The sequence below is a fragment of the Flavobacterium sp. CG_9.1 genome, from assembly GCF_015751645.1.
GTDB lineage: Bacteria > Bacteroidota > Bacteroidia > Flavobacteriales > Flavobacteriaceae > Flavobacterium > Flavobacterium xanthum.
In genome coordinates, this window is record NZ_JADOVC010000007.1 from 132,971 (window position 1) to 145,780 (window position 12,810).

The following is a 12,810-nucleotide window of genomic DNA, read 5'->3' on the forward strand; positions in this document are numbered from 1 at the left end:
TTCTTGCATTTAATTTGAAATATGTTTTGTTAATTCACCTGTTGCTATAATCGTTTCAATAGCTGCCAATCGCTGCTCTATGAGTGTGTTTATTTTGTTTAGCGATGCTTTGTAAGAATCATTTTCGGCTTCTAAACGCTCAGAAATATTTATTAGGCCCTCTTTATATTGTTTGATGGCTAAGTTCAAATTGTTACTGGCGATTTTATCTTGTTGCGAGACTATTTCTAGTTTTTGATTCAAAACAGAATAGTTTACTAGGTTGTTTTCTAGGAGCAATTGCAATTTTTCTTTGGTATCATCAATTTGGTTTTGAACTTGTTCGATGTTTATCTTGGCTTCATGAACTTTGTGTTTTCGTTCAAAACCGGCAAATACTTCCCATTTCATTCCTGCTCCAATCATCCAATTTGGACTTATTGTCAATTCATTTAAGCCTAAATAGAGCGCAGCATTTATGCCGGTGATTATAGGAGTTGTCGTATTTGCATTAAATAGACTAGAATGAGTGACTCCTCCAAAAACGCCTAAAGTAGGAAGATAAGTGCCTTTTTCTTTCTTTAACAAATATTCGTACGCCAACTTGAATGATTCTAAGGCTTTAATTTCCTGTTTGTTTTCGGTATTTAATTTTTCTTCTGTAATTAGATAAGGAACCAAATTATATTGAACAGTATTTATCTCTGAATCCGTAAAGCCAGTAAGATAGCGGATTTTTCTATAGACTAGTTTGCGTTTTCCTTCTAGTTCTATTCTTTTTGAGCCCAATTCTAATGAAGCTAATTTTATTTTATCTCTGTCATAAGGAATAGCAAGACCTTGTTCGATAGCTTTTGAAACTCTTTTGGTTTCTGTTTCCAGTCTTTTTTCACTATCATTTAGGAGTTTTTCCACTTCATTTAATAAAGCAATTTGGTCAAAAGTATTAATGACGTCTTTTATAATAACGTCTTTTTCTGATTCTTTGAGGTATTCCGTTCCTATGGCTTTTTGTTTCAGCGCTTTGGCCCCGTTAGGAATTTGCATGCCGCTAAATAGAACGGTTTTTGCCATCAAACCTCCATTAAAAATGTTTCCATAATTATCGAAAGTTGATTTGCCTTCAAACAGCGGATTATTAATAATGGGCACTGTCGTGGTGGGAAGATCTATCGTAGTTTTATTGTCATAATAAGAATAAATAGCACTCGCTTCAACAGTTGGGATATATTTATTCCAAACGCTCTTTTCCTGAAGGTTTAGTTTTTCGATTTCGAGTTCTTTATTTTTTATAGAACTGTTCTTTTCAATTGCTTTTTGAACTGCTTCTTGCAAGGAAGTTGAAACTTCTATTTGAGCATAACTGGTCGCAAATGAAAATAGCAGAAGGACGGAAAGGGCTAAATATTTTTTCATCTTATTTTTTTGTTTCTAAATTATCATAGATCTGTTGGAAAGTCTCTTTTACTATTTGAAGCCTTTCGGATTCAATATCTTTTACTGCCTCTTTGAGAGTTTGATTGACGACATTCAACACTTCTTCTTCAATTGATTTTCCCTTGGGTGTGAGATAAATTAATTTCAATCGTTTGTCATTGGTATCAGGATGTCGTTCTACTAGGTTTTCTTTTTCTAAATTATCAATTAAGCGCGTTATACCAGGTTTGTCTGTGGAGGTTTGATTTGCTAAGGTTTGTTGTGTACAGCCGTCATTTTTCCATAAAACGCCCAAAACCGTCCACTGTTCTCTAGTTAATAGGATATTGTTTTTTCTGAAATTAGACAGTAATGCTCTATTGAAAGCAGAGTGAGTTCTTCCTGATAATATAGTATGCAGATTTTCAATAGAATAAATAGTTTTCATAATAAGGTTGTTTAAACAACTACAAAGATATTAAGATTTTCTTAATAATTGTTGTTATTATGTTTTTTCTTTTAAATGAACCGCTGATGTGTCCTGTAAAGTTCTTATTTCCACAAATCAATCTGAAGTTTAAATAAGCTGATTTATGTTATTAGTGGTGAAGGAGTACGATTTTTTTTAGTAGCGGATTGGTTTGGTATTCTGATTTAAATTATAATAGGATCGAAGTATTTAATATTAAAATTAGAACAACATATTTTTTGACTGATTCTACGCATTCAAGTTTGACTTTTCTTTTCATAAAAATGCCCCCAAATAGTGTCAAACTTTTTGGGGGCAGTCTAGTATATGCAGTCGCTTTTTTATAGCCTTATTCCAGGAGGAAGTAATTCTTTATAAATGGGATTTTTCTTGAAAAACACCACGATTTTAGGTAAGATGGGCACGACTTTAAATTTTCGCTCCGTAGCAATTTCCATGATGTTTTTTAGGAAACTAGATATGAATTCTTCATTTTCGAATGATTCTGGAACATTTATTTTAGTTAAAAATATTTTCCTCTCTTGGAATGAATATTCAACCGAAACCAACCCTTCTTCTACTGTAGTTTCAAATTGTCTTGCAAAAGTATTGTCTGTGATTTCCATGCGGATTACTGAATCCATAATAATTAACTTTATTTCATTGGTACCTCTACCAAAAGTATTTTTGATTTGGAAATAACTTTGATTTTAAAGTTGTCAAAATTAGTAATTCCCATGGCATCTCTTGCCTTCAAAACTTGGTTGTCAATTTCTATTTCGCCTTCGATTAAAAATAAATAGACACCATTTTCAGGAATTCGGACCGTGTAGTTCGAATTGGTGTCGCTATCGAAAATTCCCAAGTGGAAAAAGGTTTTCTGGTAAACCCAAAGTGCATTGCCATCATTTTGATCCTTTGGCGAAACAATATTTACAAAGGTATTGATTTGATTTTCAATATCAAATGATTTCTGGTCGTATCTTGGTGTCACGTTTTCTGTTTCAGGAAATACCCATAGCTGTAATGTTTTTGCCTCTTCTTTCTGACTGGCATTCATTTCAGAATGTTCTACTCCGGAACCGGCACTCATCACTTGCACTTCCCCAAAGCCAATTATCCCTTCGTTTCCCATACTGTCGCGGTGCTTCAAACCACCTTCAAGAGGGATTGTAATGATTTCCATATTGGCGTGTGCATGGGTGCCAAAACCTGTTCCGCCAGCAATAGTATCGTCATTTAAAACACGTAACATGCCAAATTGTTGTCGCTCAGGATTAAAATAATTTCCAAATGAAAAGGAGAAATTGGCTTTAAGCCAACCAAAATCAGCCGTGCCTCTGGTATTTGATGTGAAGAGTTGTATTGTCATAAATTATTGATAATATAAAGTAAATAATGGGAGGGTTACCGATAAAAAAATTAATTTTATACAAAATTCGCTATAAAAAAGTGGAATATTGTTATAAAATCGTTAAAACAATTATGAGTAAAATCCATGTTTATTTAATGCCAGGTTTGGCGGCAAGTGCAGCTATTTTTGAGCGGATCGTCCTTCCAAAAGAAACATTTGAAACACACTTATTAGAGTGGGAAATTCCACTAGACAATGAATCCTTGACGAATTATGCAAAGCGGATTGCCACTAAAATCAAACATGAAAATCCGGTTTTAATTGGAGTTTCATTTGGAGGTATTTTGGTTCAAGAAATGGCTAAATATAGTGCCGCTCGCAAGGTTATTATTGTTTCAAGTGTAAGAAGCAATGCAGAATTTCCGCGAAGATTAAAGATTGCTAAAACTACTAAAGCCTATAAGTTAATTCCATTGCGTTTAATCGCCAATATCGAAACTCTTGCTAAATTTTCTTTTGGGGATAAAGTGAATCAAAGATTGAAACTATATCAAAAATTTCTTTCCGTTCGCGATGTTCGCTACTTAAACTGGGCAGTAGAACAGGTCGTTTTATGGGACAGAACTGTTGTCGATGAAACCGTAATTCATATTCATGGCGATATGGATGATGTTTTTCCTATAAAAAATATTAAGAACTGCATCGTAGTAAAAGGAGGAACGCATATTATGGTTTTAAATAAATACAGGTGGTTTAATACGAATTTACCTGGCATTATTAAAAGTTAGAACAAAAATATAAATAAGCTGTTTTTTTTTATTAATAACAGCTAAACTAATAAAATGAGAAAAATTAAAATAGTACGTACTGTCGCAGTTCGGTGTTTGGTAGGAGGTTTGTTGATTTTTAGCGCTTCATGCAAGAATCCTAATACAGAATTAGTTCAAAAAGAGGTTGTTGAGAAAGAAGTAAAACTGCATTATTTTCCAGAAAAAATTGACTTTGCTGGGGAAGAGGCTCCTTTGAAAATTGCAGATGTAAAAGAGCGATTTGATAGAGAATTAATAGTGAATACCAATTACCATTCGTACACGATTCTGGCTTTGAAGAGAGCCAATCGGGCTTTCCCAGTAATAGAACCCATTCTTAAGAAAAATGGAGTTCCAGATGATTTTAAATATTTGGCAGTTATAGAAAGTGGATTAGTAAATGTTGTGTCAAAGGCCGGGGCAAGAGGCGTATGGCAATTTATGCCGGAAACCGCTAGGGAGATAGGTTTGGAAGTAAATACGAATGTAGATGAGCGCTATCATCTTGAAAAATCAACTCAGGCAGCCTGCGATTTTCTTTTGAATGCTAAAGCAAAATTTGGTTCTTGGACATTAGCTGCCGCTTCCTACAATAGGGGATTGGTTGGAATTAAAAAATTATTAGATTTCCAAAAAGAAACAAATTATTATGATTTGTATATGAATGAGGAAACTGGTCGGTACTTGTTCCGAATAATGGCGCTTAAAGAAATTATGAAGAACCCACCTAAATTTGGTTTCGAAGTCAATAAAAAGGATAAGTATGAAATGATTCCGACGAAAAAAGTTACAATAGATTATTCCATTACTAATCTAGTTGCTTTTGCAAAAAGACAGGGAATTAATTATAAAATTTTAAAAATACACAATCCTTGGCTCAGGGAAACGAAGCTAATCAATACTACGGGTAAAACTTATCAAATAGAAATTCCTTTAAAAGGATACTAATCGTTAAAACTAAAAAAGGGCCAAATGTGTATCGTTTGGCCCTTTTTTAGAAGTGAAAAAAAAATTATATCTTTTTCATCTGATCTTTCATCATGGTAATTTGATCTTTCAACATGTTTTGTTTGTCTAATTTTTTAGCTTCATTCAGTAGGGAAGTTGCTTCCAGTTTACGACGACGAGTCATGGCAACACCGGCTAGGTTTAATTTGGCTACAGCCAAGTCCATATCCATTGATAAACCAAGTTCGATCGCTTTCTTGAAATATTTCTCTGCTTGATTGATATTTGTTTGTGAAAGCATGATTCCGTGTAGGTAATTAAAATAGCCTTGTTGTTTTTGTATTAAAGCAGTTTCTGGTTTTTTGATGTAAGCCAACCATTTTTTAGCGCCTTCAAAATCCTGTTTTCTAAGTTTTAAGAAAGCCAATAAGATGAATTCATTTTTGAAGTAAAGGAAAATAGGAATTGCACTTAATAGTAGAAGGAATATTCCGTTACCAATATTGCTTTCTGTAAATTGCCAAATGCCAGTAAGGATAATAAGTCCGGCGATAATAAGTTTAATATTTCTGTGAAACATAGTGTGTTTATTTTAAGATCACAAATATAGTAAAATGAATTGAAAATATTTTTACAAAACTGCTTGTGAGAAAAAAAAGTCTTTGTATATTTGCACTCGGTTTTAGAATAACGGTTATTCGAAATAAGAAGACATATAAATAAGATTTTAAAGATACAAAGCAATGAGCAAAAGAACGTTTCAACCATCGAAAAGAAAAAGAAGAAATAAGCACGGATTTATGGACAGAATGGCTTCTGCGAATGGAAGAAAAGTTCTTGCTAGAAGAAGAGCTAAAGGAAGACATAAATTGACTGTTTCTTGCGAACCAAGACACAAAAAATAATGTTTGTATAAACATAAATAAGGCGTTACTTTTTTTAGTATCGCCTTTTTTTATACCTATTCGTTAAAAAAAGAGGGAGATTTACAAGTAAAAGATTTGATTTCCATAACTTTAGTCTCTTGAAATAACAACTACACAACACAATACTACTTATACAATGCCAAAAGATACATCCATAAAATCAGTTTTAATAATAGGTTCAGGTCCTATTGTTATTGGTCAAGCATGTGAATTTGATTATGCGGGATCACAATCTGCTCGTTCTATCCGTGAGGAAGGAATTGAAGTTATCCTAATCAATTCCAATCCAGCAACCATTATGACCGACCCATCCATGGCCGATCATATTTACTTGAAGCCCTTAACCACTAAATCGATCATCGAAATCCTTAAAGCACATCCTCAAATCGATGCCGTTTTGCCTACCATGGGCGGACAAACGGCTTTGAACTTGTGTTTAGAAGCCGATGAAAAAGGAATATGGGCTGATTTTGGTGTGAAATTAATAGGTGTTGACGTAAACGCAATTAATATTACCGAAGACAGAGAGCAGTTCAAACAATTGCTTAAAAAAATAGGTGTTCCCTCCGCACCAGCTGAAATATGTACGTCTTACCTTAGAGGAAAAGAAATAGCACAGGAATTTGGTTTTCCATTAGTAATACGTCCTTCGTTTACTCTTGGTGGTACTGGAGCTGCAATTGTCTATAAAAAAGAAGATTTTGACGAACTTTTAACTAGAGGCTTAGAAGCATCGCCTATTCATGAGGTGTTGATTGATAAAGCTTTAATGGGTTGGAAAGAATATGAGTTGGAACTTTTGAGAGATAAAAACGACAACGTTGTGATTATCTGTTCGATCGAGAATATGGATCCAATGGGAATTCATACGGGAGATTCCATTACGGTTGCGCCAGCAATGACATTATCGGATCGCACTTTTCAAAGAATGCGCGATTATGCTATCTTGATGATGCGAAGCATCGGAAATTTTGCAGGAGGTTGTAATGTGCAGTTTGCCGTTTCGCCTGATGATAAAGAAGACATTGTAGCTATTGAAATCAATCCTCGTGTATCTCGTTCATCTGCTTTGGCATCAAAAGCAACGGGGTATCCTATTGCAAAAATTGCGTCAAAATTAGCGTTAGGTTACAATTTAGATGAATTGCAAAACCAAATCACTAAATCGACATCAGCTTTATTTGAACCGACTTTGGATTATGTGATTGTGAAAATTCCGCGTTGGAACTTCGATAAATTTGAGGGCGCCGACAGAACTTTAGGACTTCAAATGAAATCCGTGGGGGAAGTAATGGGAATTGGACGTTCGTTCCAAGAAGCGTTGCACAAAGCGACTCAATCTTTGGAAATCAAAAGAAATGGACTTGGAGCAGACGGAAAAGGATATACCAACTACGAACAAATTATTGAGAAACTGACTTTTGCTAGTTGGGATCGTGTTTTTGTGATTTATGATGCCATCGCCCTTGGAATTCCATTGAGTCGCATTCATGAAATTACTAAAATCGATATGTGGTTCTTGAAACAATACGAAGAACTTTATACATTAGAGAAAGAGATTTCAAACTATAAAGTAGATACTTTACCAAGAGAATTGTTGCTGGAAGCGAAACAAAAAGGATTTGCCGACAGACAAATTGCACACATGATGGGTTGTCTAGAAAGCCAAGTACATACGTTACGAACTACAATGAATATCAACCGTGTGTTTAAATTGGTAGATACGTGTGCGGCTGAATTTAAAGCAAAAACGCCATATTATTACTCCACTTTTGAAGCTGAAATTGAAAAAGCGGACGGAACACGTTACGTGGATAACGAAAGCGTAGTAACGGATAAAAAGAAAATAATTGTTCTTGGGTCAGGCCCAAATAGAATTGGACAAGGAATAGAATTTGATTATTCGTGTGTGCATGGTGTGCTTGCCGCCAAAGAATGTGGCTACGAAACCATCATGATTAACTGTAATCCTGAAACAGTTTCTACTGATTTTGATACCGCCGATAAATTGTATTTCGAACCAGTTTTTTGGGAACATATTTACGACATTATCCAACATGAAAAACCAGAAGGCGTTATCGTGCAATTAGGAGGGCAAACTGCCTTGAAATTAGCCGAAAAACTATCTAAATACGGTATTAAAATTATTGGAACGAGCTTTGACGCTTTGGATTTAGCCGAAGACAGAGGGCGTTTCTCTGAATTGTTAACCGAATTGAAGATTCCTTTCCCACAATTTGGAATTGCAGAAACGGCTGACGAAGCTTCCGCTTTAGCGGATACGTTAGACTTTCCTTTACTGATTCGTCCTTCGTATGTCTTGGGTGGTCAGGGAATGAAAATTGTAATCAACAAACAAGAATTGGAAGAACACGTAATCAATTTATTGAAAACGATTCCAGGAAATAAATTGCTTTTAGACCATTATCTTGATGGTGCGATAGAAGCCGAAGCCGATGCGATTTGCGATGGCGAAAATGTGTACATCATAGGAATTATGGAGCATATTGAACCTTGCGGAGTGCACTCTGGCGATAGTAACGCGACTTTGCCGCCGTTTAACTTAGGCGAATTTGTGATGCAACAAATAAAAGACCATACTAAGAATATTGCGTTGGCTTTGAGAACCGTTGGTTTAATCAACATTCAGTTTGCGATAAAAGATGATATTGTGTACATTATTGAAGCGAATCCTAGAGCGTCTCGTACAGTTCCTTTTATTGCAAAAGCCTACGGAGAACCGTATGTAAATTATGCGACTAAAGTAATGCTAGGTCACAATAAAGTAACTGATTTTACTTTCAACCCACAATTGAAAGGATATGCGATAAAGCAACCGGTTTTCTCCTTCAGTAAGTTCCACAATGTCAATAAAGCATTAGGACCAGAAATGAAATCGACAGGAGAAAGTATTTTGTTTATTGATGACTTGAAAGACGATCAGTTCTATGAATTGTACTCCAGAAGAAAAATGTATTTGAGTAAATAAAAACTTGAATTATTGATATTGAAAAAGCCCCGTTTGGGGCTTTTTTTGTTTACATCATTACTTTAAAACAGAATCACGATAGCATTAACCTACTGACTGCAATTCAATTGTTTTAATAACTACACTTCGACTTTGCTTCCTGCTGAATCGAAACTTTGGTGTGCCCTCTTACTTAGAAGTGTTAAGAACAAATGGTACCCAACAGGTTGGTGGTCATGAATTATAATCTAATTTTCATTCGTACCGCATCCTATAGGAGCTCCTGGAGGTGCTGTTTGATGCAAAGTTGCTTTTGCTTTTTCGGGTGATTTAATCCTTTCTAGTGTTAGAAGTAAATATCCTTTTTGAGTATTGTTCTTAGTTTTTTTAAGTTGGGCTGTCACCTTCGTTTTGAGGTCGTCTATTGCTTTTAATAGTCCAGCTTTTGTGGCAAAGGAGGCACTATCATTCACGGAAACCGCAAGCAAATAGGTCAGCAGCATTTGTTCGTTTTGTTGTTGTATCAATCCTTCTAATCCTATTGATTTTTGTCCGTTCCAAAGTTTAGTAGTAAGGACTTGAATCATATCATCAATTCCAAGACCGCCATTTTCTGCTTGATATTCTACTAACCTGTTGAGTCGACTGGTATTGAATAGAAAAGAAAGTGGAATATCGGCAGCAGCCTCAGCAGCGGCTAATGGATCAAAAGCTAGGCCGGTTTTGCGGTTAAATAGTTCCCGATCATAGTCATAATTAGCTGGACGAGGCGGAATTAATTTTATGATACGTTCTGGTAGTGCTAGTACTTTTGGATCCATACAATCCACAACAGCATTTAAAGCATTAAGTTGCTCTTCCTTAGATACTGATTTAGTCACCATTTGCCCATCACCCTTTATGGCATAAGAATAATATTGTCCACCTATCACTTTGGTAGCAGCCTCAACTTGATAGCGGTGAAAAAGATAGACCGGTACTAATACATCTTCCAGCATAGCCATCGGAGTGCCTTTGCGAATGCTGTTTTCTCCAAATTTAGACAGTGCTTTTGCTCTAATTTGCATGACCCTTTTTAGTTCAGTCACAGGATCATTTCCAGTATCCCACAAGTTAGCATTGGGATGTAGTCCGCCAGCATCGCGAGCATCTCGATCGGATATAAAGGTGAGTCCCTTTTTAGAAGCATCAGTTAATAGATTGTCTAATGCAACTGCTTCATCGGTTCCATTGGGGAATTGTTTATACCCATATTGAATACTGATTTTGTCCCAATCCCCAATTTCATTGGTGTACGCATTAGAGAGATCTATTTCGTCATTGCTGTTTAGGGTAGCCATAGGCGGTGGATAATCCATAACACTGGATCTATTTTGTGCACTTGAAATATAGTTATGCATTAGTCCTAGCGTATGCCCAACTTCGTGAACAGCCAATTGTTTTAAGCGTTGCAGGGCCATTTGTAACATTTTATTATCAGCGGGTAAATCGCCATTTTCAAAAGGGGCAAGCAATCCTTGCGCAATAAGATAGTCTTGGCGAACACGTAAGGAACCTATGCTAACATTTCCCTTTAGAATTTCACCCGTTCTGGGATCAGCAATGGAGTAGCCATAACTCCAACCTCTGGTAGAACGGTGGACCCAGTTAATCACATTGTAACGAAGATCCATTGGATCAGTACCTTCTGGTAAAATTTTTATCTGAAAAGCATTTATAAATCCAGCCGATTCAAAAGCTTGATTCCACCAGCTAGCGCCCTCTAATAAAGCACCACGTATAGGCTCGGGAATGCCATTGTCCAAGTAGTAAATTATGGGTTTAACGGCTTCACTTCGGTCAGCCAAAGGATCTTTTTTCTCTAGTCGATGCCTATTAATAAAGTTTTTTTGAATAGGCTCTGAAATGGGAGTGCTGTAATCAAAATAAGAATTAGTATTGTAAGGGGAGCGCGCATCGTAGGTACGAGTTTTAAAATTACTGTCGGGTAAGGCAACAAACGAATGATGAATCCGTAGACTAATGGCTTCACTAGCAGGAGTTACTGCATTGACATAAGCACCAGATTTCCCGCTGTTATTAACAAAAGTCATCGTAGTTTCAAATTCAGAATTCATGGGAAAGTTTTTTGTACGATCTAAGTACAATGCACTGCGTGTTTCGTCGAGCGCGTAGGTGCCTTGGCTATTTGTTTGTAGAATAGCGCTAATTTTTAGAGCATCACGCATGAAAAAAGAGGTGGCATCTACTAAAACGCTTCCGCTAGTTTCGGCAGCAACTGTGAATCCCCATAATATGGATTGTGCAAAGGATTGTTCAACAGCTCTCTTTTCGGCTGCATCATTCGTTATGGCTCGATAAGAATAGTTGGGTTGAATCATTAAAATTTTGTTTCCAACCCTACTAAATTTCACAACAGACGTTGCGCCCAATTTGCCTCTGTCGAGACCAACTTCATTTGATCCCAAACCAGCTGGAATAGCGGTTTGATACAAGAATTCCTCGTCAAATGTATCAATTTGCAGCCATATTTTGCCCGTAGTTTCATCCCAATAAAAAGGTTTGTAGCCATTGTAAACTTTCATTGTTTTTGTTTTTTCGGCAATGGATACGGTTTGTGCCTTTGCGTAAAAGGGAATCAAAAAGAGTAGTAATAAAGAGCGAAGTACATATAGTTTCATCATAATTTATTTTTTTATTGTTCAGTACCGTTTTTGTATAAGTATTTGAAAATCATTTTTATAAATGAATATATCTTGTCGTGATTTAAATTGTTCTTTCAAATGTAATTAAATTTTTTCTTACTTTTTGAGTTCTATTTTAAAGTTTAAAAAGACTTAAAGGAAGAGACAATATCAACAGGAGAAAGCATCTTGTTTATTGGTGACCTTAAAGACGATCAGACCTACGAATTGTACTTTAGAACAAAAAAGCAGTTGAGCAAATGAGCTTGAATGGATTATAAATGAAAAACCCCGGTTGGGGCTTTTTTGTGGGATAATGTTTTGTATGTAGTATTTTATTGTTAGAATTCAATGATTTTTCCCACTGTAGGCCGATTAGCTAATCAAAGAGCGGGTTTTTTCAAAGAATTAAATCCTTCGCTAATAATTATTCTTACACGATTTATTAAATTGTTTATAAGTAAGTATCATGGGCATACAATTGTAGGCGGGTCAATTGTAGGCGTAAATCTAATTTTATAAGCTATGAATATTAAAATAAAATTTGGACAAAAAGTAAAAATTCTTAGAGAAGCAAAAGGTTTGTCAATTGAGAATTTGGCCAATATTTCCAATGTTGATAGAAATTATATTTCTGACATTGAAAAAGGAAAAAGAAATGTTTCAATTGAAAAAATGGTAGCAGTAGATTTTAAAACAATTAATTTATAAATTTACCCCAATATATTAAAATGAAATGAAACATAAAAATTATGAAATCCTAAACTTATTAGGATATGGTTTATCTAAGTTTGACAATGAATTTATCAAACAATTTGGATTTAAAACTAAAACTGCATTTTTTGAATATTTTGTTGAATTAAAAATCGTTGAAACTGGAAGTGTTGTGAAAAATCGAATGGATTTATTTGATCCATTTTTCCCAAATAACGGAAGAAGAGGTTGGTGGCAAAAAGGTGATGTATATATTCACCGAAAATATTTAATTGATAGTTTATTTGGAAATGAAAGCGTAAAAGGATACTCAGATATTGTGAAATTGTATTTAAAAGAGAATTACAAGGTAAAAGAAATTTTTGTTGAAGTAAAACCAATTATAAAATCAAGATTTAAAAAACTTCAAGAAACAGGCTTAGAAGCTGAGATTTATTTTATTAATAATTTTTGAGGTGTTCGGATAATTACTTATACTTTTTATGTAAATTTAAAGAATGGAAAAATTTACAGGAGAAAGTATTTTAGAATTCACCGATAAGT

General features: G+C 35.1%; 12 protein-coding genes. 6 read left to right on the forward strand and 6 right to left on the reverse strand.

Translation table 11 applies throughout. The features are described 5' to 3' along the window. Nucleotides 1-9: 9 nt before the first annotated feature. From IWX83_RS05875 to IWX83_RS05890, 4 genes are all read right to left on the reverse strand, one after another. Nucleotides 10-1,395, reverse strand: a complete 1,386-nt coding sequence (locus IWX83_RS05875) for a TolC family protein (protein ID WP_196828313.1) — start codon at nucleotides 1,393-1,395, stop codon at nucleotides 10-12. Between the two features lies 1 nt (nucleotide 1,396). Next, a complete protein-coding gene (locus IWX83_RS05880) occupies nucleotides 1,397-1,843 on the reverse strand; it encodes a MarR family winged helix-turn-helix transcriptional regulator (RefSeq protein WP_073350811.1) in 447 nt (148 codons plus the stop codon). A 362-nt stretch (nucleotides 1,844-2,205) separates the two neighbouring features. Then, nucleotides 2,206-2,490: a GNAT family N-acetyltransferase gene (locus IWX83_RS05885; RefSeq protein ID WP_073351044.1), complete on the reverse strand. Its 285-nt coding sequence runs from the start codon at nucleotides 2,488-2,490 to the stop codon at nucleotides 2,206-2,208. Between the two features lie 29 nt (nucleotides 2,491-2,519). After that, nucleotides 2,520-3,236: a pirin family protein gene (locus IWX83_RS05890; RefSeq protein ID WP_073350813.1), complete on the reverse strand. Its 717-nt coding sequence runs from the start codon at nucleotides 3,234-3,236 to the stop codon at nucleotides 2,520-2,522. A 113-nt stretch (nucleotides 3,237-3,349) separates the two neighbouring features. Between IWX83_RS05890 and IWX83_RS05895 the strand changes: the two genes are divergently transcribed. Together IWX83_RS05895 and IWX83_RS05900 are read left to right on the forward strand one after the other, a co-directional pair. After that, nucleotides 3,350-4,006, forward strand: a complete 657-nt coding sequence (locus IWX83_RS05895; RefSeq protein WP_196828315.1) for an alpha/beta hydrolase — start codon at nucleotides 3,350-3,352, stop codon at nucleotides 4,004-4,006. A gap of 54 nt (nucleotides 4,007-4,060) precedes the next feature. Beyond that, on the forward strand, nucleotides 4,061-4,975 hold the full coding sequence (locus IWX83_RS05900) for a lytic transglycosylase domain-containing protein (protein ID WP_196828317.1): 915 nt from the start codon (nucleotides 4,061-4,063) through the stop codon (nucleotides 4,973-4,975). 64 nt (nucleotides 4,976-5,039) lie between these two features. On the opposite strand, the gene IWX83_RS05905 is transcribed toward IWX83_RS05900, so the two are convergent. Continuing rightward, nucleotides 5,040-5,555, reverse strand: a complete 516-nt coding sequence (locus tag IWX83_RS05905) for a hypothetical protein (RefSeq protein ID WP_066077768.1) — start codon at nucleotides 5,553-5,555, stop codon at nucleotides 5,040-5,042. 163 nt (nucleotides 5,556-5,718) lie between these two features. On the opposite strand from IWX83_RS05905, the gene rpmH reads away from it, so the two are divergent. Together rpmH and carB are read left to right on the forward strand one after the other, a co-directional pair. Beyond that, nucleotides 5,719-5,880 carry a 50S ribosomal protein L34 gene (rpmH, locus tag IWX83_RS05910; RefSeq protein ID WP_007136275.1) on the forward strand — a complete coding sequence of 54 codons (162 nt, stop codon included), beginning with the start codon at nucleotides 5,719-5,721 and terminating at the stop codon, nucleotides 5,878-5,880. Between the two features lie 157 nt (nucleotides 5,881-6,037). Beyond that, nucleotides 6,038-8,890, forward strand: coding sequence for a carbamoyl-phosphate synthase large subunit (gene carB / locus IWX83_RS05915; protein ID WP_196828319.1), 2,853 nt, complete (start codon nucleotides 6,038-6,040; stop codon nucleotides 8,888-8,890). A 227-nt stretch (nucleotides 8,891-9,117) separates the two neighbouring features. Here the strand turns inward: carB and IWX83_RS05920 are convergent, their stop codons facing one another. Next, nucleotides 9,118-11,553, reverse strand: coding sequence for a zinc-dependent metalloprotease (locus tag IWX83_RS05920; RefSeq protein WP_196828321.1), 2,436 nt, complete (start codon nucleotides 11,551-11,553; stop codon nucleotides 9,118-9,120). 525 nt (nucleotides 11,554-12,078) lie between these two features. On the opposite strand from IWX83_RS05920, the gene IWX83_RS05925 reads away from it, so the two are divergent. Further along, a complete protein-coding gene (locus IWX83_RS05925) occupies nucleotides 12,079-12,264 on the forward strand; it encodes a helix-turn-helix domain-containing protein (protein ID WP_196828323.1) in 186 nt (61 codons plus the stop codon). Between the two features lie 25 nt (nucleotides 12,265-12,289). After that, the gene (locus IWX83_RS05930) at nucleotides 12,290-12,721 is read left to right on the forward strand and encodes a hypothetical protein (protein WP_196828325.1); all 432 of its coding nucleotides are present in this window, start codon (nucleotides 12,290-12,292) and stop codon (nucleotides 12,719-12,721) included. The last annotated feature ends 89 nt before the right edge of the window (nucleotides 12,722-12,810 follow it).